The sequence below is a fragment of the Mycoplana azooxidifex genome (genome assembly GCF_014196765.1).
In the GTDB taxonomy this organism is placed as follows: domain Bacteria; phylum Pseudomonadota; class Alphaproteobacteria; order Rhizobiales; family Rhizobiaceae; genus Mycoplana; species Mycoplana azooxidifex.
The window spans coordinates 215,768-237,586 of the sequence record NZ_JACIEE010000002.1 but is presented as its reverse complement, the minus strand read 5'-3'; the positions used below and the strand labels follow the sequence as shown (position 1 = coordinate 237,586).

Annotated in this window: 22 protein-coding genes; 13 read left to right on the top strand and 9 right to left on the bottom strand. The window is 65.6% G+C overall.

Translation table 11 applies throughout. The features are described from left to right. Positions 1-2 precede the first annotated feature (2 nt). The gene (locus GGQ64_RS04570; protein WP_183799776.1) at positions 3-551 is read right to left on the bottom strand and encodes a cupin domain-containing protein; all 549 of its coding nucleotides are present in this window, start codon (positions 549-551) and stop codon (positions 3-5) included. 164 nt (positions 552-715) lie between these two features. Between GGQ64_RS04570 and aptA the strand changes: the two genes are divergently transcribed. Next, entirely contained in the window at positions 716-2,053 is a 1,338-nt protein-coding gene (gene aptA / locus GGQ64_RS04565) for an omega-aminotransferase AptA (protein WP_183799774.1), read from the top strand. A gap of 85 nt (positions 2,054-2,138) precedes the next feature. On the opposite strand, the gene GGQ64_RS04560 is transcribed toward aptA, so the two are convergent. Then, a complete protein-coding gene (locus GGQ64_RS04560; protein ID WP_183799771.1) occupies positions 2,139-2,930 on the bottom strand; it encodes a hypothetical protein in 792 nt (263 codons plus the stop codon). Positions 2,931-3,279: 349 nt separating this feature from the next. Between GGQ64_RS04560 and GGQ64_RS04555 the strand changes: the two genes are divergently transcribed. From GGQ64_RS04555 to GGQ64_RS04505, 11 genes are all read left to right on the top strand, one after another. Further along, positions 3,280-3,939, top strand: a complete 660-nt coding sequence (locus tag GGQ64_RS04555; protein ID WP_183799768.1) for a dihydrofolate reductase family protein — start codon at positions 3,280-3,282, stop codon at positions 3,937-3,939. A 101-nt stretch (positions 3,940-4,040) separates the two neighbouring features. Next, positions 4,041-4,700, top strand: coding sequence for a glutathione S-transferase N-terminal domain-containing protein (locus GGQ64_RS04550; RefSeq protein WP_183799765.1), 660 nt, complete (start codon positions 4,041-4,043; stop codon positions 4,698-4,700). A 181-nt stretch (positions 4,701-4,881) separates the two neighbouring features. Further along, positions 4,882-5,757, top strand: a complete 876-nt coding sequence (locus GGQ64_RS04545) for a helix-turn-helix domain-containing protein (protein ID WP_183799762.1) — start codon at positions 4,882-4,884, stop codon at positions 5,755-5,757. Between the two features lie 104 nt (positions 5,758-5,861). After that, positions 5,862-6,305, top strand: coding sequence for an SRPBCC family protein (locus tag GGQ64_RS04540; protein WP_183799759.1), 444 nt, complete (start codon positions 5,862-5,864; stop codon positions 6,303-6,305). 10 nt (positions 6,306-6,315) lie between these two features. Continuing rightward, on the top strand, positions 6,316-7,119 hold the full coding sequence (locus tag GGQ64_RS04535) for an FAD binding domain-containing protein (protein ID WP_183799757.1): 804 nt from the start codon (positions 6,316-6,318) through the stop codon (positions 7,117-7,119). A gap of 92 nt (positions 7,120-7,211) precedes the next feature. Further along, a complete protein-coding gene (locus GGQ64_RS04530; RefSeq protein ID WP_183799755.1) occupies positions 7,212-7,694 on the top strand; it encodes a (2Fe-2S)-binding protein in 483 nt (160 codons plus the stop codon). Positions 7,695-7,706: 12 nt separating this feature from the next. Beyond that, positions 7,707-9,074: a molybdopterin cofactor-binding domain-containing protein gene (locus GGQ64_RS28175; protein WP_183799752.1), complete on the top strand. Its 1,368-nt coding sequence runs from the start codon at positions 7,707-7,709 to the stop codon at positions 9,072-9,074. Between the two features lie 3 nt (positions 9,075-9,077). Beyond that, positions 9,078-10,103, top strand: coding sequence for a molybdopterin cofactor-binding domain-containing protein (locus GGQ64_RS28170; protein WP_183799749.1), 1,026 nt, complete (start codon positions 9,078-9,080; stop codon positions 10,101-10,103). Positions 10,104-10,185: 82 nt separating this feature from the next. Further along, positions 10,186-11,043 carry an AAA family ATPase gene (locus GGQ64_RS04515; protein WP_425488492.1) on the top strand — a complete coding sequence of 286 codons (858 nt, stop codon included), beginning with the start codon at positions 10,186-10,188 and terminating at the stop codon, positions 11,041-11,043. Next, a complete protein-coding gene (locus tag GGQ64_RS04510) occupies positions 11,040-12,314 on the top strand; it encodes a vWA domain-containing protein (RefSeq protein WP_183799743.1) in 1,275 nt (424 codons plus the stop codon). Before GGQ64_RS04515 ends, GGQ64_RS04510 begins: the two co-directional genes overlap by 4 nt. After that, entirely contained in the window at positions 12,298-13,185 is an 888-nt protein-coding gene (locus tag GGQ64_RS04505) for an amidohydrolase family protein (RefSeq protein WP_183799740.1), read from the top strand. The genes GGQ64_RS04510 and GGQ64_RS04505 overlap by 17 nt, the downstream gene beginning before the upstream one ends. 258 nt (positions 13,186-13,443) lie before the next feature. Here GGQ64_RS04505 and GGQ64_RS04500 read toward each other — a convergent pair whose 3' ends face one another. Further along, a complete protein-coding gene (locus GGQ64_RS04500) occupies positions 13,444-14,601 on the bottom strand; it encodes a fumarylacetoacetate hydrolase family protein (RefSeq protein WP_183799737.1) in 1,158 nt (385 codons plus the stop codon). Positions 14,602-14,731: 130 nt separating this feature from the next. On the opposite strand from GGQ64_RS04500, the gene GGQ64_RS04495 reads away from it, so the two are divergent. Beyond that, entirely contained in the window at positions 14,732-15,019 is a 288-nt protein-coding gene (locus GGQ64_RS04495) for a hypothetical protein (protein WP_183799734.1), read from the top strand. A 285-nt stretch (positions 15,020-15,304) separates the two neighbouring features. Here the strand turns inward: GGQ64_RS04495 and GGQ64_RS04490 are convergent, their stop codons facing one another. The 6 genes from GGQ64_RS04490 to GGQ64_RS04465 all read right to left on the bottom strand — a co-directional run bounded on the left by GGQ64_RS04490 (position 15,305) and on the right by GGQ64_RS04465 (position 21,648). Further along, positions 15,305-16,396, bottom strand: a complete 1,092-nt coding sequence (locus GGQ64_RS04490) for an ABC transporter ATP-binding protein (protein ID WP_183799731.1) — start codon at positions 16,394-16,396, stop codon at positions 15,305-15,307. A gap of 5 nt (positions 16,397-16,401) precedes the next feature. Beyond that, positions 16,402-17,235 carry a carbohydrate ABC transporter permease gene (locus tag GGQ64_RS04485; protein WP_183799728.1) on the bottom strand — a complete coding sequence of 278 codons (834 nt, stop codon included), beginning with the start codon at positions 17,233-17,235 and terminating at the stop codon, positions 16,402-16,404. Between the two features lie 4 nt (positions 17,236-17,239). After that, positions 17,240-18,163 (bottom strand): carbohydrate ABC transporter permease, encoded by a 924-nt coding sequence (locus tag GGQ64_RS04480; protein WP_183799725.1) that lies wholly within the window; start codon positions 18,161-18,163, stop codon positions 17,240-17,242. A 297-nt stretch (positions 18,164-18,460) separates the two neighbouring features. Then, a complete protein-coding gene (locus tag GGQ64_RS04475) occupies positions 18,461-19,720 on the bottom strand; it encodes an ABC transporter substrate-binding protein (RefSeq protein ID WP_183799722.1) in 1,260 nt (419 codons plus the stop codon). Between the two features lie 36 nt (positions 19,721-19,756). Continuing rightward, positions 19,757-20,929 (bottom strand): PLP-dependent transferase, encoded by a 1,173-nt coding sequence (locus tag GGQ64_RS04470; RefSeq protein ID WP_183799719.1) that lies wholly within the window; start codon positions 20,927-20,929, stop codon positions 19,757-19,759. Then, positions 20,926-21,648: a FadR/GntR family transcriptional regulator gene (locus tag GGQ64_RS04465; RefSeq protein ID WP_183799716.1), complete on the bottom strand. Its 723-nt coding sequence runs from the start codon at positions 21,646-21,648 to the stop codon at positions 20,926-20,928. The genes GGQ64_RS04470 and GGQ64_RS04465 overlap by 4 nt, the downstream gene beginning before the upstream one ends. Between the last annotated feature and the right edge of the window lie 171 nt (positions 21,649-21,819).

The following is a 21,819-nucleotide window of genomic DNA, read 5'->3' as shown; positions in this document are numbered from 1 at the left end:
GCTCAGAACGTGGGTGGCGTGCAGGCGCTGATGACCTCGCAGGGCACCGGCCCGACGCAGCGGAAGCGGTGCGGCCTGCGGCTTTCGAAATAATAGGCGTCGCCGGGGCCGAGGATGCGCCGCTCGTCGTCGACCGTCACCTCGAGGCGCCCGGACAGCACGATGCCGCCCTCCTCGCCGTCATGCACCAGCGGCACCTTGCCGGTATCGGCGCCGGGCTGGTAGCACTCCTTGAGGATCTGCAGCGCCCGGCCGAACAGGTTTTCGCCGACCTGACGATAGGAGATCGGGCCCTTGCCGATCTCGACGAGTTCGTCGGCCCGGTAGAAGGCCTGCTTCGGGCGCTCGGGCTCGAAGGCGAAGAATTCCGCAAGCCCGATGGGGATGCCGTCGAGGATGCGCTTCAGCGCCCCGACCGAGGGGTTGGATGCGTTGGATTCGATCAGCGAGATGGTGGAATTGGTCACCCCGGCCCGCTTTGCGAGTTCGCGCTGGGACAGGCCGTGCCCGATCCGCAGGCTGCGCAGCCTGTTTCCGATGTCGACCGACATGACACCTCCCGCGACGCTGCAACTGCGGCCTGTTTGGCTTGTTCGAAATATCGAAAACCGGGCGCATCCGATCCATATTTTTCAATGACTTCATAGCAGGCAGAAAAGGACTTGTTCAAGATCGCAAAGCATGGCCTCAATCCCGCCAGCCAGAGGAGATCCCCATGAACGTTCACAACAAGCCCAACGCGCCCGTGCTCGACAGCTACTGGATGCCGTTCACCGCCAACCGCCAGTTCAAGGCGGCGCCCCGCCTGCTCGCCGGCGCCGAGGGCATGCACTACACCACCAATGACGGCCGCACCGTGCTCGACGGAACCGCGGGCCTGTGGTGCGTCAATGCCGGCCACGGCCGCCGGCAGATCGCTTCCGCCGTCGAGCGGCAGCTGTCGACACTGGATTTTGCCCCCTCCTTCCAGATGGGCCACCCGATCGCCTTCGACTTCGCCGAGCGACTGGCCGAGATCGCGCCGGGGCCGGAAGGCGCCAGGCTCGACCGCGTCTTCTTTACCGGGTCCGGCTCGGAATCGGTCGATACCGCGCTGAAGATCGCGGTCGCCTACCAGCGCGCCATCGGCCAGGGCACGCGCACGCGCCTGATCGGCCGCGAGCGCGGCTATCACGGCGTTGGCTTCGGCGGCATCTCCGTCGGCGGGCTGGTCAACAACCGCCGGGTCTTCCCGCAGCTTCCCGGCTCCGACCACCTGCGCCACACGCACGATCTCTCGAAGAACGCCTATGTGAAGGGCCAGCCCGAACACGGCGCCGAGCTCGCGGACGACCTGGAGCGGCTGGTCGCGCTGCATGGCGCGGAGACGATCGCCGCCTGCATCGTCGAGCCTGTCGCAGGCTCCACCGGCGTGCTGGTGCCGCCGAAGGGTTACCTGGAGCGCCTGCGGGCGATCTGCGACAGACACGGCATCATCCTGATCTTCGACGAGGTCATCACCGGCTTCGGCCGCCTCGGCGCACCGTTCGCAACCGACTTCTTCAACGTCACCCCCGATGTCGTCACCACCGCCAAGGGGCTGACCAACGGCGCGATCCCGATGGGCGCGGTCTTCACCAGCCGCAAGGTGCACGACGCGCTGATGCAGGGGCCGGAGGGCGCGATCGAGCTGTTCCACGGCTATACCTATTCCGGCCACCCGGCCGCCTGCGCCGCCGGCCTTGCCACCCTCGACATCTATCGCGACGAGGGCCTGCTCACGCGCGCGGCCGAACTGCAGGCGGACTGGCACGAGGCGATGCACTCGCTGAAGGGTTTGCCGCACGTGATCGACATCCGCACGATCGGCCTGATCGCCGGCATCGAGCTTTCCTCGCGCGACGGTGCGGTGGGCGCGCGCGCCTACGACGTCTTCGTCGACTGCTTCGAAAAGGGCCTCTTGATCCGCGTCACCGGCGACATCATCGCCTTCTCGCCGCCGCTGATCGCCGAGAAGAAACACTTCGAGGAAATCGTCTCGGTGCTGGGCGAGGCGCTGAAGCGGGCGCAATAAGTCCTCTCACGGAAAACGCGCAAGGGCCGGTCATCGACCGGCCCTTGCTGCATTGTTGGTTCCGCCACGGCTGCGCCTGAAACGTTCAGAAATGGATCGTCAGCCCGATGATGGGGCCCTGCTGGATGACGTCGAACTCGAAGCCGTCGTTGCTATAATCCACACCCAGTGCGCGGTAGCCCACCAGGGAGGAGAACGTGTCGTTGAACTTGTAGCCGACCGCGGCTGCGACATCCCAGTCGATATCCGCGCCGCCTCCGCCGACCAGTCCCCAGCCGGTGACGTAGAAATTCGGCGTGATCGAATAGACCCCGCGCACGCCGCCCATGCCGTCCACCCAGGTGTCGCCGTCGCTGGCCGAGTGGCCGTCGAGCAGGCCGCCGCTGAAGGAAATCGTCGTATCGACGGACCAGACGCGGATGCCACCGATGAGGTCGAGGTGGCCGGCGCTGTCCTCCAGCACGGAATAGCCGACGCCCAGGAAGCCGGCAAAGGTCTCGGAATCGACCTCGGCCTCCTCGGCGAGGATGCCCCTCGGCGTTGCGGCACTGCCGGCGATCTTCGAGTACATGACATCGCTGACGATGCTGTAGCGGCCGTAGCGCGCCTCGCCGATCGCCATCGCGCCGAATTCGAGATAATCTAGGAGGTCGCTGAACGACGAATCGACGTGGACCGCGGGCAGGCCGAAACTGGCAACGTCGCCGGAAAGGCCGGCCGCCCAGAAATAGGGCGCGAAGGTGAAGGTCCAGCCGCTCTCGGTTTCTACCTGCTGCGGTTCCGGCGTCATGACGGGGGCGGGATCCGCCGCGGCGGCGCCCTGTCCCAACATGCAGAGCCCTACGCAGAAAATGGTGGCTGCGATGCGATGCGTCATATGTCCCTCCAGAGGTCGCGCGGCGATCGTTTACACGTGACGGCAGTCTTCCCGGCAGGCACAGTCCCCACTGCCGCACCGGACGTCGTCGAATCACGGATATCGACGCACAGGGATGACACCAATTTGCGCCGCACTTGACAAGCAAATCCGGCGGCCGGGCGGCGCCTTTGCGGAAATCGGTGGCCGGATGCGACGGAAATCACGCACAGATCGCCATGAAACGTGCATCCTGGCACGAGGCGACGAAGCCGGTCGGTAACCAATTTGTCGGCCGCCCTGGTCGGGATCGTCCTATCGCAACCGTCTTTCATGGGACCGGATGCTCGAACGCAACAGGAGAACGGACATGCGCAAGATCGTAGTCGGAGCCTTCACGAGCCTTGATGGCGTGATGCAAGCCCCCGGAGGGCCGGACGAGGACCCCATCGGCGGCTTTGAGCATGGCGGCTGGGCCGTGCCCTATTTCGACGAGGCCATGGGCGAGGCCGTGGACGCGATGTTCGCTGCGCCCTTCGACCTCCTGCTCGGGCGCAAGACCTACGACATCTTCGCCGCCCATTGGCCTTATGCTGCGCCGGACGATCCGATCGGCACCCTGTTCGACCGCATCACCAAATATGTCGCCACGCGCGACCCGGCCTTCGATCCTACCTGGCAGAACAGCCGCACGCTCGGTCCGGACGTGGTCGCAAGACTGCGGAAGCTGAAGGTCGAGGACGGGCCGAACCTCCTGACGCAAGGCTCCACCGAGCTTCTGCAGACGCTGTTTCGCCACGACCTCGTGGACGAACTCTATGTGTCGGTGTTCCCGGTGGTGCTCGGCGGCGGCAAGAAGCTCTTTGCGGACGGCGCCGCGCCGATCGCCCTGACGCTCGAAAGTTCCAGGACGTCGCCCTCCGGCATCACCGCCAACAAATACACGCGTGCCGGCACGGTTGAGACCGGCTCGTTCGAATTCGAGCAGCCGACCGAGGCGGAACTGGAACGGCGGCGGAAACTGACCTGAGGCGGGGGTGTCCCCGTCTCGGATGGCGGCGGAGCTTCCGGTTGCAAATTGCAATTGGTTTTGTTACGCTGCCGTCCTGATCGGGAGGCGAGGAGGAAACCGTGAGCCTTATCCTATATGCACATCCATTCTCGTCCTATTGCCAGAAGGCGCTGGTGGCGCTCTACGAGAACGAGACGCCCTTCGAGTTCCGCATGCTCAGCCCGGAGGAGCCTGAGATCCTGCACGAATTCGAGGCACTGTGGCCGGTGAAGCGGTTTCCCATCCTCGTCGACGGCGACAGGACGCTGCTGGAGGCGAGCGTCATCGTCGAATATGTGGCATTTGCCCGACCCGGCCCGTTCAAGCCGATACCGGAGGATCCGGCCGCGGCGATCGAGGTGCGCATGCTGGACCGCATCTTCGACAACTATGTCAGCACGCCGCAGCAGAAGGTCGTCTTCAACGCGATCCGGTCCGAGGCCGACCGCGATCCCTACGGCGTCACTGAGGCCCGCACGATGCTGGAACGCGCCTATCAGTGGCTGGACCGGCACATGGAGGGCCGCGAATGGGCGACGGGGGATCATTTCAGCCTTGCGGACTGCGCCGCCGCACCTTCGCTGTTCTACGCCGACTGGACCCATCCGATCGATCCGGCGCTGACCAACCTTTCGGCCTACCGCGCACGCCTGCTCGCCCGCCCCTCCTTCGCCCGCGCCGTGGACGAGGCGCGGCCATATCGGAAATACTTCCCGCTTGGCGCACCCGACCGGGATTGAGGCGCGAGGCTCCGGACAGGTGCAATCGATCCGTCTGAAATTTCGCAGCAGGCGGGCGGAGGCGCGCGCCTGCCGCGCAGGCCGGGTTGACGGGGCACGGCCTTGCCCACACACTTCGGCAGGCGGATGACGGCGGGCGAAAGCACGTCGAAACGGGAGGTTTCATCCGCGGGAGGAACACATGACAGAATCCATCAGGCTCTTTCGGGGCCCGTTCGGCCATGTCTCGCTGCTCAATGTCGGCGGCAATCTCGTCACCCATGCCCATCCGGAAGCGCACATCGTCATCTGGCTATCGGGCGCGCCCGGCCTCATGACGATCGGCTGTCGGTCGCTGGTGCCCGAACGCGGCGTGGCGATCGGCATCAACTCGTTCGAGCCGCACAATCATGTCTTTGCCGAGGGCGAAGTGCCGGGGCAGTTCCTGGCGTTCTACATCGACATGGACTGGCTCAGGGCGCGGCGCGGCCTGCCGGCCGGCACCGAGGCCTTCCACGGCCCGCACATCCCGCTCGAAGGCTGGATCGCCCGCAATATCGAAACCCTCACATCCCGGCTGATGGCGATCGACGAGGATTACGACCTCGTCGCCTACGAACTCGAGCGCTTCATCGATCACGTGCTCGACAGGGCGGAGGCCGAGCGGCCGAAGAACCGGGCGCTTGCCGGCTGCCGGGGCGGACGTGACTACCGCATCCGCAAGGCGCTGGCGCTGATGGAGGCCAATGTCGGCGAGCGCATCTGCTTCGACCAGGTGGCCCGCAGCGTCGGACTTTCCAGGCCGCATTTCTTCGCCCTGTTCAAGGAACAGATGAGCGTCACCCCTAACGTCTATTGGAACACGCTCAGGATCGCCGAGGCGCTGCGCTGCCTGCAATCGACCGACGAGACGCTGATCTCGGTGGCCTGCAGCCTCGGCTTCTCCACGCAGGGAAACTTTTCCCGCTTCTTCCGCGAGCACACCGGCGTGCCGCCGACGGTCTACCGGTCGGCTGCCGCCGAAGGTCCCCGCCGGCTAGTCGCCGGGGGCCGACTGCCTGCGGATCACTGTCGGTAGAAACACTTTTTCAGACGCTCCGATCAGCGGCCAAGACTTTCCGATAAGCGGGCTCGGATGGCAGGCGTACGCTGCCATCAACAGAGACCGACAGGAAAAGATCCATGGCACACGTCTTCATCTCCTCCGTCATTCCCGCGCCGATCGACAAGGTCTGGGCAAAGATCCGCGACTTCAACGGACTGCCGAGCTGGCATCCGCGCATGGTCAGGAGCGAGATCGAGGACGGCCTGCCGGCCGACCGGATCGGCTGCGTGCGCAAGTTCGAACTGGTCAGCGGCGCCACGCTGCGCGAGCAACTCCTGACCTTCTCCGACATAGACCGCTCCGTCAGCTACACGATCCTGGAGACGCCGCAGCCGATTTCCAACCACAAGGCGACGCTGACGCTGCGGCCGATCACCGACGGCGACGAGACCTATGCGGAATGGTGCGCCACCTTCGACGCGCCGGCGGAAGAGGCCGACAAGGTTGCAGCCGGCATGGGCATCAACGTGTTCCAGGGCGGCTTCAACGCGCTGAAGGAACACTTCGCGGCCAAGGCTTGAGGAGGCGACGATGGGGCTCGGCCTGAAGACCTTCCCCACGCTCGCAGCCGCCGGCGAAGCGCTTGCCGCGAGTGCTACGGCGCGCTACCTCGGCGGCGGCACGCTGGTCGTGCGCAGCGCCAACGAGGGCGACGTGCGCTTCGACACCTATGTGACGGCGAGCGAGCAGGCCCTGACGGACATCACGGTCGCGGACGGACGCGCAACGATCGGCGCGGGCGTGACCATGGCGCGGATCGTCCGCGAACCGGCGCTCGGCTTTCTCGCTCCGGTCGCAAAGGCGGTGGGGGGGGCGGCGATCCGCAACATGGCGACCGTTGGCGGCAATCTGTTCGCGCCCGTGCCCTACGGCGACTTCGCCGTCGCATTGCTGGCGCTCGACGCCAACCTCGATATCGACGGACAGCCGGTCGCGGCGTCGACATTCCTTGCCGGGCGCGACACGACCCATGCCCGCGCGCTGGTGCGCTCGGTCTCCTTCGCGCTGCCCGTCGACGGGACCTTCAAGTTCGCCAAGGCCTCGCGGATCCGCCCCAAGGGCGTGTCGGTCGTGACGATCGCCGCCGTCGTCGAGGAGCGGGCGGGGACGATTTCCAGCGCGCGGATCGCCTATGGGTGCATGGCGGACCGGCCGATCCGCGCGCCCGCGGTGGAAATGGCGCTTGTTGGCAAGGCCCGGACGGCGGAGGGGATTGCTGCGGCGCTGGCCGTTGCGACGGAGGGCACCACGCCACCGACCGACGCGATCGCGAGTGCCTGGTATCGCAGCGAAGTCCTGCCGGTGCACCTGAAGAGACTGCTGCTTTCAGCGTGAAGGCGATGCGTGCGCCGACGGGGAGATCGACGCAGGAAGACGTGCCAGACGGCGACAGGCAGTGACAGGCAAACACGGTTCGGGAGGACCGCATGAAAAAAGTTCCGGTGCAGTTCACCCTCAACGGCGAGGACAAGGCCGAGTTCGTCGAAAGTGGCGCGACGCTCTTGAAGGCGCTGCGCGAGAAGATCGGCGACACCTCCGTCAAGGCCGGCTGCCAGCAGGGCACCTGCGGAAGCTGTGCAGTCATCGTCGACGGCGAATTGCGGCTCTCCTGCCTGACGCTCGCCGAGCGCTGTGACGGCGCTGCGATCGAGACGACCGGGGGGCTCGCGCATGGCGAGGTGCTGCATCCGCTGCAACGCGCCTTCAACGAGGGCTTCGCCACCCAGTGCGGCTTCTGCACGCCGGGCATGATCATGGCGGCGAAGGCGCTGCTCGACGGCAACCCGCAGCCGAGCCGCGAGGACGTGGTGGAGGCGATCTCGGGCAATATCTGTCGCTGCACCGGCTACGAGCCGATCATCCAGGCGATCCTGGCCGCCGCCCGGGCCAATTCGCTGAGCGCGGCCTGAGGGGAGAGAGGCATGGAACTGCGCAAGGAATATTTCGCCGACGAACGCAAGGACGACCTGAAGGAGATCGGCCAGCCGCGGTTGCGCTCCGACGCGCTCGGCCACGTCACCGGAACGACGACCTTCTTCGCCGACCGCAACCTGCCGGGGCTGCTGCACCTGAAGATGGTGCGCAGCCCGCATCACCATGCCCGCATCCGCGCGATCGACCTCTCCGAGGCCGGACGGCATCCGGGTGTAGTCCGCATCCTGACGGCGGACGACGTGCCGCACAACGTCTACACGATCCTGACGCTGATCCAGGTCGGCCCCGAGGACGAGACGGTGCTGGCCACCGACAAGGTGCGCTGGAAGGGCGAGGCGATCGTGGCGATCCTGGCCGACAGCGAGCGCGCGGCGCACGAGGCGGCCGAGAGAGTCAAGGTCGACTACGAGGTGCTGCCGGCGGTGCTCTCGATCGACGAGGCGCTGGCGCCGGGCGCGCCGATCGTCAACGAATATCACGGCCAGAACTACTATCGCTACGACAGCGGCGAAAGCCGCAAGGTGCGGTTCGGCGACGTCGAGGCCGGCTTTGCAGGCGCCGACCATATCCTCGAGCAGACCTACGGCTCGGGGCCGATCGAGCACGCGCCGACGGAGACGACTGGCTGCATCGTCGTGCCGGAGGGCAGCGGCCGCTACACCTGCTACACCAATACGCAGGCGATGTTCTTCACGCTCGACAACACCTCGATCATCCTGCAGATGGACGGTGCCAAGCTGCATATGGTCGGCGGCACCGTCGGCGGCGGCTTCGGCGGCAAGGTCGACGTGATCGTCGAACCGATCGCGATCCTCGGCGCCAAGCTGACCGGCCGCCCCGTCTCCTTCATCTACAGCCGCGAGGAGGAGATGCAGATCTCTTCGCCCCGCGCGGCCGAGAAGCTCGTCATCAAGGACGGGGTGATGAGGGACGGGCGCATCGTCGCCCGCTACGTCAAGGCCTATATCGATGCCGGCGCCTATTCGCGGCACTCGCCCTACGGCGCGCAGAAATCGGCCGCGCACTTTCCCGGCCCCTATACCGTGCCGAACGTCTGGGTCGACAGCCACTGCGTCTACACCAACCGCACACCCTCCAGCGCCATGCGCGGCTTCGGGGTGACGATCGGCGACTTTGCGCTGGAGGTGCAGATGGACAAGCTGGCGCGGCTCGTCGGCATGGATCCGCTGGAGTTCCGCTTCGTCAACGCCTATCGCGACGGCGACATGAAGGCCCACCGCCAGCCGACCGAGGGGGCGGCGCTGATCGAATGCATGCAGGAGGCGGCGCGCGCGTCGAACTGGCCGGTGTCCGAGAAGTATCTGCAGATGTCGTCTGCACGGCGGGAGGGCTGACCGATGGCAATGCGACAGGGCCGCGGCGTCGCCGCAGTGAACTATCCGACCGGCATGAACCTCGGCGGCGACCCGACCCAGGCGCTGGTGCATTCGACGCCCACCGGAAACTTCATGGTGTCGCTGTCGAGCGTCGATCTCGGCCAGGGCATGAAGCAGATCATGGCGCAGATCTGCGCCGAGACGATCGGCGTGCCGACCGACCGCGTCATCGTCGACACGGCCGACACCGACACCGGCCCGCATTGCATGGGCACCTTTGCCTCGCGCGGCACCCACAGGGCCGGCAATGCCGTGATCGCGGCTGCCAGGGAGGCGCGGCAGGTGATGCTGGAGGTGGCGGCGGAGGAACTGGAGGTCAATGCTTCCGACCTCGACACCGACGGCGCCGGCAACATCCATGTCAGAGGCGCGCCGCAGCGCTCGATCTCGATCTTCGACACGGCGCTCTCCGCCCATTTCAAGCGGGGGCGGTCGATTTCGGGGCGCGGCATGTTCCTGATCCCGCGCTCCTATCCTGATGCGGAAACCGGCGCGATGAAGCCGTCCACCTGCTACGCCCATGCCTGCACGGTCGCGGAGGTGGAGGTGGACGACGAGACCGGCGAGGTGAACGTTCTGACGGTAAAGAACATCTTCGAGATCGGCCGGGCGCTGAACCCGAAGATGGTCGAGCAGCAGCTCGTCGGCGGCTCGTGGATGGGGATCAGCCACGCGCTCTACGAGACGACCGAGCCCTACTATCCGAGCCGGGAGCATGGCGGGCGCGACTTCAACGAATACCTGATGCCGGGTCCCGGCGATCTTGCGCAGACCGAAGTGATCGTGCTGGAACGTCCGGCGGCTGACGGCCCCTATGGCGCCAAGGGCCCGGGCGAGATGTGTGCCAACCCGCAGATCCCGGCGATCGCGAATGCGATCTTCGATGCGGTGGGCGTGAGGATCGATACGCTGCCGATCACGCCGGAGCGGATTCTGCGCGCGCTGAAGGCAAACGGCACCGAAAACGCGGGCCTGGTGGCGCATTGAGAACGATGCTGCGGCCCGGCACGGCCCTGGACACGCGCTGCCCGCAGGAGGAGCGATGATGCGGGAGGATACCGCCAAGACGATGCTGGACACGCCGGAAACGGTGACCGAACTGTTCGAGGACGTCGCCTACATCGCCGACGACGGGCTTGCAACGGCCGTCTTCCTCGCCGTCCAGCTCGGCAAGCCGCTGCTCCTGGAAGGCGCTCCCGGCGTCGGCAAGACGGAAGCGGCGAAGGCGGTGGCCGATATCCTCGGCCGGCAGCTGATCCGGCTGCAATGCTACGAGGGGATCGACGCGCAGCATGCGCTCTACGAATGGAACTACCAGCGCCAGTTACTGGCGATCCGCCAGGCCGGCGAAGGCGAGGTGGACATCTACGACGACCGCTTCCTGATCGCCCGGCCGTTGCTGCGCTCATTGCAGGCGCCTGAGGACACGGTGCTGCTGATCGACGAGATCGACCGCTCCGACCACGAATTCGAGGCGCTGCTGCTCGAATACCTGTCGGATTTCCAGATCTCCATTCCCGAGCGCGGTACTATCACCGCCGCATCGCGCCCGATCGTGATCCTGACCTCGAACCGCACGCGCGAGCTTGCCGAGGCGCTGCGCCGCCGCTGCATCTATCACTGGATCGCCTATCCGGATCCAAGCCTCGAGGCGGCGATCATCATGCTCAGGGCCGGCAACGTGGCCGAGCGGACCGCGCGCGCAGTGGCAAATGCCGTCGGCGCCATCCGCACCCGGCCGCTCGCCAAGCCGCCGGGCATCTCCGAGGCCGTGGAATGGGCCAATGCCGCAACCGTGCTGGAAAAGGGCGGCAGCCCCTGGCCGGAAGCCTTCCGCCGGGCGATCGGCGTGCTCATCAAGGACGAGGAGGACCTCGCCACCATGGCGCCGGAGCTGGACGCCATCGTGGAGGAGGCCATGGCATGACAAGCCCGGACGGAAGAGGCGACGGACGTGGCGGGCACGATGGTCAAGACAGCGGCGCCAAGGTGAACCGCCGGCTTGCCACCCACTCCCGCCGCCTGCTCGCGCTTCCGTCTCTCCCGGTCTCCCGCTCCCTTCCACGGGCGTGCGCCCCCTTCATGGCATTCGTACAGGCGCTGCGTGCCAACGGCTTTGCCATAGCCCCCGAGCAGGCGACGAGCTTTCTTGCCGCAGTGGCCCTCGTCGGGCCGAAGAGCATGGAGCACATCCGCCAAGCGGGGATCGCGACACTAGCGCCTCCCCCCGAGCGCCGCGGCGCGTTCGACGCCCTGTTTCGCGCCATCTTCTTCGGCGATGCCTCGCTCTCGGCTATCGGCGACGACGAGGACGAGGAGACCCGCATCCGCGATGCCGGCGACAAGGACGAGCGCCGCGAGATCCCGCTGAAGCAGGAAAAGGGCGGTGCGATCTTTTCGGCCACCGAGCAGCTTTCCGTCCGCAGCTTCGCCACCGGAGGCGATGCGGCGCTGCACGGTTTCCGGCGGTCGCTTGCGCGTGCCCTGCCCGTCCGTCGCACGTTCCGTCACCTGAAAGCCACGTCGGGGGGCAGCATCGATCTCAGGCGGTCGATGAGGGAAATCGTGCGCGGCGACGGCGACGTGCCCTCGCCGGACTTTCGCCGGCGCCAGTCGGTGCCGCGCCGGCTGGTGCTGCTGATCGACGTGTCCGGATCGATGAAGCAGCATACCGAAAACTATCTCCGGGTGGCGCACGCAGCCGTGCAGGCCACCGGCACAGCAGAAGTCTTCACCATCGGGACGCGGCTGACGCGGATCACCCGCACGCTGCGCATCCGCGATCGCGACCGGGCGTCGGCGCTTGCCGCCGCTGCGGTGGCCGACTGGGACGGCGGCACGCGGATCGGCCCGGCGCTGCTCGCGTTTCTCTCCGTGCCGCGCTTTGCAGCGTTGTCGCGCGGAGCGAGCGTCATTCTTCTTTCCGATGGGCTCGAACGTGGCGACCACCTTGCGCTGGAAACGGCGATGCGCCGGCTCTCGGCCCGCGCCTTCCGGCTGTCGCTGGCAAGTCCGCTTGCAGGAGACGCTCGTTTCCGGCCCGAGACCGCAGCACTTGCCGCGATCCTCCCCTTTCTCGACGACCTCGTCGACGGCTCCTCGATTTCGGCACTGACGGATTTCATTCTTTCGCTCGGCCGACCCGCACCGCGCGCCGAGGCGATCTGGGGGAGGAAAAAACATGACAGGCATCGTTGATTCCCATTTCCATATCTGGCGGCAAAAGGACCTGCCGTGGCTGAACGGGCCGATGGTGCCGCGCATCTTCGGCCCCTACGAACCGATCCGCCGCGACTATCCGATCACCGAATATCTCGGCGACCTGCAGGGATCGGGCGTGGAGAAGGCCGTCTACGTCCAGACCAACTGGGCCAGGGACGACTACGAGAACGAGGTCGACTGGGTGAGCGCGACGGCCAAGGAATTCGGCTGGCCGCACGCGATCGTCGCCTATGCCAACATGAGCGTACCGGACGTGCGGCCGCAACTCGACCGTCTCAAGCTCTATCCGCTCGTGCGCGGCGTGCGCATGCAACTGCACTGGCACCCGGTCGAAGAGTACCGTTTCGCGCCCGATGCACAGCAGGTGATTGATCCGTCGGTGCGCGCCAACATCGCCCGGCTGAAGGACTACGGCTTCTCCTTCGACCTGCAGCTGTTTCCGGCGCAGATGCGCGACGGCGCACGGGTCGTCGCGGAGAATCCAGAGACGGACTTCATCCTCACTCATTGCGGCATGCTGGTCGATCGGCAGGCGGAGACGGTCTCAGCCTGGCAGGAGGGGTTGCGGCAGTTCTCCGGCATGACGAACTTCCACGCCAAGCTTTCCGGCCTCGGCACCTTCGTTCACCGCAACGATGCCGACCTCATCGGCTTCATCGTCGACCGGGCAGCCGATATCCTCGGCAGCGACCACCTGATGTTCGGCTCGAATTTCCCGATCGAGAAGCTGTGGACCGACTATCCGACGATCATCGAGACCTATCGCAAGGCGACCGAGCGCCGCGATCCGGCAGCCCAGCAGAACATGCTGCGCGACACAGCCATGCGGGTCTACCGGCCGATGTAGACGGGCGGCGGACGCCGGTTCAGAACGGGCAAAGCGGTCGATGGCATTTTTATGCCGAGTCGGGTTGGACTAAATGCCGCCGGTCTGCCACAAGCCCGTTAGGACGCGACTGCCGTTATCTTTAGAACGGGGTCGGGCGACCGATTGACGTCACGTTGCTGCCGCGAGTTCACGCCGGCCGTCCTGCTCTTCCCGTCCGTTCGAAACCGGCCAGGCCTAAAGGCTCTGTGTCCGGCCCCCTTTCAGGGAGATCCCGGTTCAGAGCAGCCCGCGGCCGGCGAGGTTGCGCATCAGTTCGGCGATGCCGAAGATCCAGGGCGGGCATTCGGTCGATAGCCGGACCGTGTTCGTCAGCGCACCGAGCTCGGCGTTCGATATCGTCACGCGGTCGCCGATCTTGTGGGTGAAGCCCTCGCCCGCGACGTCGCGGTCCTCGACCGGGGCGAACAGCGTGCCCATGAACAGCATGAAGCCGTCCGGATACTGGTGGTGACGGCCGATCGTCTGGGCGACGAGATCGAGCGGGTCGCGGCTGATCTCGCGCATCGTGCTCGATCCCTTGAGGATGAAGCCGTCCTCGCCTTCGATTGCGAGATCGAGATCGGCCCTGCGGACGTCGTCTATCGAATAGGTCTCGTCGAACAGGCGGATGAACGGGCCGATCGCGGCAGAGGCGTTGTTGTCCTTCGCCTTGCCGAGCAGCAGCGCCGAGCGGCCCTCGATGTCGCGCAGGTTGACGTCGTTGCCAAGCGTTGCCCCCTTGACCTGGCCATGGCTGTCGACCGCGAGTACGATCTCCGGCTCGGGATTGTTCCACCTGGAGACCGGATGCAGCCCGACCGAGGCGCCCCAGCCGACGGCGGAGAGCACCGGCGCCTTGGTGAAGACTTCGGCGTCCGGGCCGATGCCGACCTCAAGATACTGCGACCAGACGCCCTCCTCGATCAGCGCCGCCTTGACCTTGACGGCGGCGTCCGAGCCGGCCTTGAGATCGCGCAGGCTGTCGCCGATGATGGCGGTGACGCGCTCGCGGATCTTGAGCGCCAACGCCGGATTGCCGGCGGCCTTCTCCTCGATGACGCGCTCGATCATCGAGCGGGCAAAGGTGACGCCGCAGGCCTTGACCGCCTGAAGGTCGCACGGGGCGAGAAGGTGGACGCGCGAAAGTTCGCCGGCGCCTTCGACGGACTGCTCGAGCACCGCTGCCAGCGGTGCCACGGCCTCGCCGGCCGCGGCGCGGGCATGGGCGACCGGATCGTCCATTTCCAGAAGATCGCGCATCGTCGGCACCGCCTTGGTGGTGATGTCGAACAGCGTGCCGTCACGGACGACGAAGAGCGACGGGCCCATGTGTTCCGGCCGCCAGACCCGCCCGACGAAGGTGCCACGATCGAAGGTGCCTGCGGATGTCGCCATGTTGCTCTCCTCCCTGATTGCGGCTTCCTTTGTGCCGAAGAGGGGCGCGAGGGGCAAGAGGCGTAGCAGACAGATTGCAACTCATCGCCAAACTGCTTGTACTGACACCATCCATGGATAAATTCACAGCATGATCGAAAACAACAGGATTGAAGTTCTCGCCTTGCGTCAGATTGGTTGGGACCATTGGGACCCGATCGGCATTCGGCAATTTGGGGATCTGGCTTGGCAAAATGAAGCTGCCGACGAGTACGACCATTATTTGCTCCACGCCGCGCGCATGATCCAGGCCGGTTCGACACTGGAAGCGGCGACGGAGTATCTTGAGCGGATCATCACCGAACATATGGGGTTGGGAGCCCATCGCAACGCTTCACTTCAAACGATCGATGCCATCGCTGCATATTTGCGATCCTGACTTAGCTCAAGGGTGACGAATTGCAAAACCTCGCGCGTGATCGCCCCTCACCCTGACACACCGCACAAGCGGGGCGAGGGAATGGTAAGGGCGCAACGGCCTCCCTTCTTCTCTCCTCGGGGAGAAGGTGGCGCGTAGCGCCGGATGAGTGGGCATTGGGGCACGGTGCGTGCGCCCCCCTCATCGCCTCACTGCGTTCGGCACTTCTCCCCGGTGGGGAGAAGAGGGCGTGTGCGGTGACGATTGCGGCCTACAGTCTCCGCTCGATGGCGACGATGCGGTTCTTCAATCCGCCCGGTCGCCCTTTTCATCGAACACATGCAGGTACTTCCGCGGGAAATCGACGCGCACCTTCGGGCCGGCGGAGAGCGCGTCGCGGTCGAGCGTGAATATCTTGAAGGGCAGGCCGTGCAGGGACAGGTGGAGGATGATGCCGAAGCCTGTCGGTTCGACCAGGTCGACGCTCGCCTCCAGCATGCCGGTGTCGCTGATGACGACGTGTTCGGGGCGGATGCCGAGCGTGACGGCTGCGTCCGGCTGGATGTCGGTGCGCCTGGCGACCGGGACGACGGTGCCGTCGGAGAGGCGGATGCCGGCGCCCTCGCTTGCGCCCTTTCCATCGCCCTCAGCCGACACGACATAGCGGCCCTCGAGGAAATTCATGCCCGGCGAGCCGATGAAGCCGGCAACGAAGAGGTTGGCGGGGGTGTCGTAGAGCTCCAGCGGCGAGCCGACCTGCTGGACGATACCGCCATGCATGGCGACGATGCGGTCGGCGAGCGTCATCGCCTCGATCTGGTCATGCGTGACGTAGATCGAGGTGGCCTTGAGGTCGGCGTGCAGCTTCTTGATCTCGGCGCGCATCTGCTCGCGCAGGCGGGCGTCGAGGTTGGAGAGCGGCTCGTCGAACAGGAAGGCCTTCGGCTGGCGGACGATGGCGCGGCCCATGGCGACGCGCTGGCGCTGGCCGCCGGACAGCGCCTTCGGGCGCCGCTCCAGCAGCGGATCGAGGCCGAGCTTGGTGGCGGCAGCGCCGACGGCGCTGGCGATCTTCTCCTTCGCCGTCTTCCTGAGGCGCAGGCTGTAGCTCATGTTGTCGGCGACAGACATGTGCGGGTAGAGCGCATAGGACTGGAACACCATGGCGATGTCGCGGTCCTTCGGCGCCAGATCGTTGACGCGGTTGCCGGAGATGCGGATCTCGCCGGAGGTCACCTCCTCCAGTCCCGCGATCATGCGCAACAGCGTGGACTTGCCGCAGCCGGACGGGCCGACGAGGACGATGAATTCTCCGTCCTTGATGGTGAGGTCAACACCGTGCAGGACGGGGAACGGTCCGTAGCTCTTGCGGACGCTTTCGATATCGATGGAAGCCATGGCCATTATCCCTTGACCGCGCCGGCCGTGAGGCCCTGCACGAGATAGCGCTGGATGAGAAGGAAGAAGAGGCAGGCCGGGATCAGCGCGAGCACGCCGGCAGCCATCATCTGCCCGAAATCGACGGAGAACTTGGAGACGAAAGTCAGGAGCCCTACCGGGAACGTCGCAGCATCATTGCCGGAGATCAGCATCAGCGCGAACAGCAGCTCGCTCCAGGCAGCGGTGAAGACGAAGCCCAAGGTGGCGGCGATGCCCGGTAGCGTCAGCGGCAGGATGATCTGGCGAAAGGCCACGAACTGGGTGGCGCCGTCGATCATCGCCGCCTCCTCCAGGTCCTTCGGGATGCCGTCGAAGAACGACTGCATCAGGAAGGTGGCGAAGGGCACGTTGAAGGCGGAATAGACGATGACGAGGCCGGTCAGGCTGTTGGTCAGGCCCAGCGGCGAGAGCATCCTGAAGATCGGCGCCACCAGCATGACCAGCGGGAACATCTGGGTGATCAGCATGAGTGCCACGATCCAGTATTTCGCCTTGAAGGAGAAGCGCGACAGCGCATAGCCGGACAGGGAGGCGAGGATCGTGACGACGATGGCGGTGGCGCCCGAGACGATCAGGCTGTTCTTGAAGAAGGTCGGGAAGGCGCTGTGGGCGATGACGAAATCGAAATGCTCGAAGGTCGTGCGCGACGGCCACATGCGCACGCCCTCGCTGTAGAGCAGGTCGTTCGGCGTCACCGACACCTTCAGCAGCCAGAACAGCGGGAACAGCGCGAAGACCACATAGACGAGGATCGCTCCGCGATGGGCTCCGGTGAGGAGAAGCTTGCCGGGTCTCATGATATCAGCCCTTGTTCAGCATGGTCTGGCGCAAAAGCACGATCAGCATCGAATAGACCAGCAACAGCACGAGCAGCACGAGCGCGATCGCCGAGGCATAGCCGAAATCGAGCCGCTTGAAGGCCTGGGTGAAGATGTAGCTGGCGACGATCTGGGTGCGGTCGGCCGGCCCGCCATTGGTCATGACGACGATCAGGTCGGCGAAATTGGAGATCCAGACGGTGCGCAACAGCACGGTGATGGCGATGGTCGGCGCGAGGAACGGCAGGGTGATCGACATGAAGCGCTGGACCGGGCCGGCGCCGTCGATGCTGGCGGCCTCGTAAAGATCGCGCGGGATCGCCTGCAGGGCGGCAAGCAAGGTGATAGCGAAGAAGGGAATGCCCCACCAGACGTTGGCCACGATCGGCCCCCACATGGCGAGATGCGGATCGGAGAGGATGTTGTGAGGCTCATCGAGCAGGCCGAGTGCGTAAAGCCAGTGCGGCAGCGGGCCGATCACCGGATTGAACAGCCAGGCCCAGTTGAGGCCAGCGAGGAAGCTCGGCACCGCCCAGGGCAGGAAGACCAGCGCCTGAACGAGGCCGCGGCCGTAGAACGGCTTGTCGAGCAGGAGCGCCAGGATCAGGCCGAAGGTGAACTGGAAGAACACCGAGGCGCCGGTCCACCACAGCGTGTTGCGCAATGCGCCGAAGAAGGCGTCGTCCTGGCTCAGCGCGCGGAAATGGTCGAGCCCGATGAAGCCGCCGGAGAACGGATTCAGGAGCTGGATATCCCGGAAGGCATAGGAGATGCCGACGACGAGCGGCACGAGCATGACCGCGACGATCAGGATCAGCGCCGGCGCGCTATAGAGATAGGGCTCCGAAGCATCCGCGATCCGCTTCCTGAGCGGCGGCCGGTTCTGCTTCATCGATTGGTGCATCATCGAAGGTCGTTCCGTTGGAGTGTGGTGCCGGCGCCGTCCGAAGACCTTACGGCGCGTGGCATGTAGACAGAAACCCCTCCCCACCCTCCCCGCAAGGGGGAGGGCTTAACCCAGCCTCTCCACCAAAGCTCCAGTCGGGGCATACGGGTGGGGCTGGCTTTTCTCCCCCCTTGTGGGGGAGATGGCCGGCAGGCCAGAGGGGGCGTTGCCATATGCGATCGCCCTCCCGCTTGCGGGGCGAGGGCCAGGGTGAGGGACATGCGCATCTCCGCAGGGGTGATGCGCATGTCCGCCCGCCTACTTCTTGGCGAGATGCTTCTGCTGCGCCTTGGTCAGGTAGTCGGCCCACTGGTCGGCCAGCTCCTGCGGCGTGATCTCGCCGAGCAGCGCCTTCTGCGAGGTCTGGATCACCAGCGAATCCTTGAAGAAGGCGAACTCTTCCAGGTAGGTCGGCATGACGGTCGGGACCGCGTCCTTGTCCTCCAGCTCGGCGAACCAGCCCTTGAACTGCTCGCTGGCATAGAAGGGATCCTTCTCGGCAGACGTGTGGACCGGCAGCGCTCCGGTCCGCTTGTTCCACTCGACGTTGCCTTCCGGGCCTTCCAGTTGCTCGATCAGCTTCCAGGAGAGGTCCTTGTTCTCGCTGGCCGCCATCATCGACCAGCCGGCGAAGCCGATGGTCGGGAAGGTCTTGCCGTCCGGGCCCTTCGGCATGGTCATGATGCCGTAGTCCTCGGCCTTCATCCGCTCGGCGATCGCGATCAGTGCGTCCGGGTCCTGATCGAGGAAGGCGCAGGTGCCGCTGTAGAAGCCTGCGACGATCTCGTTGAAGCCCCAGTTGACGCTGTCCTTGGGCGCATAGCCGTTCTTGTAGAGGTCGATCAGCCAGGTGAGGCCCTTCACCCAGCCTTCGCTGTTCATGGTCGAGGTGCCGTCCTCGTTGAAGAACTTGTTGTCGCCGGCCATGGTGGCGCCGAACATCATCCAGCCGTTCAGGCCGCCCGGGCCGCCGCGCAGGCAGTAGCCGGATTTTCCGGGAAGTGCCGAGACCTTCTTCGCGGCTTCGGCGAACTCGTCCATCGTCTTCGGCGGCTCGCCGACGCCGGCTTCTTCCAGCAGCTTCTTGTTGTAGAACATCGCCCGCAGATAGAAGCCGTAGGGCAGCATGTAGGCGGTGTCGTTGACGTCGCGGCCGAGTTCGAGGGCGCGGCCGGTCAGGCTGGTGGTGTGCTCCCACTTGGAGAGATAGGGCTCGAGGCTCTCCAGCATGCCGTTGTTGGCATAGAGCGACAGCCAGGTGTCGGGCATCTCCATGACGTCGGGGATCTCGCCGGCGGAGACCATGGTGGCGAACTTCTGGAAGGCCTCGCCCCAGGGCAGCGAGATGATCTCGACCTTGGTGCCCGGGTTGGCCGCCTCGAACTTGCCGACGATCGATTTCAGCGTCTCGGTGCGTTCGGGGCTGGTGATCACCTCGACGAGCTTGAGCGTCGTGTCGGCCAGGGCCGTTCCCGACATCATCGCGGCGAACAATGCGGCAGTCAGTAGTCTTTTCATGGTCGCTCCCCCTTTTGGGCTTTGGTTTACTGCTCTTTAGTCTTGGGACGCGGCGGCGATCGCCGCCTCCAGATCACTCCACAGGGCCTCGGTTCCTTCGAGGCCGACATGGAGACGCACGGACCGCGGATGGATGCCGAAGGCATGCGCGGAATTGGGTTGGGCCTTCTGCTGCAGCACGACCTGGCCCGGCACGATCAGGCTCTCGTGCCCGCCCCAGCTGACGCCGAGCTTGAACAGGTCCAGCGTGTCGGCGAAGGCGCGGATGTCGATGCCCTCGCGGAAGACGAAGGAGAACAGGCCGGAGGTTCCGGTCAGTCCCGGCGGCAGGCGATTGGCGAGTGCCGGATGCTGCACGCTTTCCACGATATCCAGTGCCTGCAGGCGGCGGGCGATCTCGAGGCCCGAGGCCTCGTGCGCCTTCATGCGGATCGGCAGCGTGCGCAGGCCGCGCACCAGAAGCCAGGCATCGAAGGGCGAGAGCTTGCCGCCGAGATAGGGATAGGCTTCGGCGCGGATGCGGGCGATCAGTTCCTTCGAACCGGTGACGACGCCGGCGACGACGTCGCTGTGGCCGCCGAGATATTTCGAGGCCGAATGCAGGACGAGGTCGACGCCGAGCGTCAGCGGCCGCTGGAAGACCGGGCTCGCCCAGCTGTTGTCGATCATCGAGACGATGCCGTGGCGCTTCGCAAGGGCCGCCAGCGCGCCGACGTCGTGGGCGTCCATCACCCAGCTCGTCGGGCTTTCCATGTAGAACAGCTTCGCTCCGGGAAGGGCGCGGGCGACCTCCTCCTCGTCGCGGCCATCGACATAGGTCACCTCGATCTTCATCCGCTTCAGGATGGTGCCGAACAGGCGGAAGGCGTCGGGATAGACGTGCTTGACGGCGACGATGCGGTCGCCCGGCTCGACAAAGGAAAGCACGGTGGACGAGATCGCGGCCATGCCGCTGGCAAAGCCCATCGCGTCCTCGCCGCCCTCCAGCTTCGCCAGCATGTCCTCGAAGGCGCGCACGGTAGGGTTCAGCCCGCGGGTATAGATCGGCCGGACGATCTCGCCGCGATAGGCCGACACCATTTCGTCATAGGAGGGGAAGGTGAAGAGCGAGGTCTGCACGATCGGCGGCACCACGGCCTCGAAGGCATTGCTCTCGTCATGCGCGACGATGAGGGAGGCGAGCTCGAACGGATCGGAGCCGTTGATCATTGGGACATTTCCTTGATGTCTTCCTCGACCACGTCGAGAATCTTGAGCGTTTCGCGCCGGGCGGCCTCGGTGTCCTGGGCTGCGATCGCGTTGAAGAGCGTGCGGTGAAAGGGAAATGAGCGACGGGCGAAATCCGGCCGGTCGAAGGGTTCGTCCCAGAAGCGCTCGAACGCCTCGCGCATCTGCTCGAGAAGCTGGCGGAACAGCGGATTGTGGGTCGCCTCGTAGATGGCAAGGTGGAAGGCCAGGTCTTCGGGCCCGGAGGTGCCCTTGGCGAGATGCACCCGCTCCATCGCGTCGAGCTTCTCCTCGATGACGACCAGGTCACCGGCGGTGCGGCGGCGTGCGGCCACCATGTTGGCCTCGCATTCGATGCCGCGGCGGACCTCCAGCGTCTGCAGCAGCGCGTCGCGCAGGTGGACGGCATCGAAGGACAGCGGCATGTGGATCGTCGCGGTCGTGACCGGCTTCAGCAGGTAGGTGCCGCTGCCCTTGCGGGTCTCCATCACGCCAAGCGCCTGGAAATGGCGGATGACCTCACGGATCGTCGAACGGCCGACCGCCAGCGCCGACATCAACTCGCGCTCGGCCGGAAGCCGGTCGCCGGCCTTCAGGTTTGCCTGGCCGATATAGGCGGCAAGCGCCTCGGTCACCTGGCGCGCCCGATCCATCGGCGGCAGCGGCATGATGGCCGCCCTGGCATCCATTCTCGCCGTCATGCGGCCTTTTCCCCTGTCGTGTCAGCTTCTCAAATTGGTCTGACATCTGATCATTATGGAGGCACATTGCTCGGAGTCAAGGGCGTCTGGAAATTTCCTTCCATCTGTGAAATCATCTACATTTCAGACACTTGCGGTTGGTGCACCATTCTCGATCGCTCGGGCCGTGCC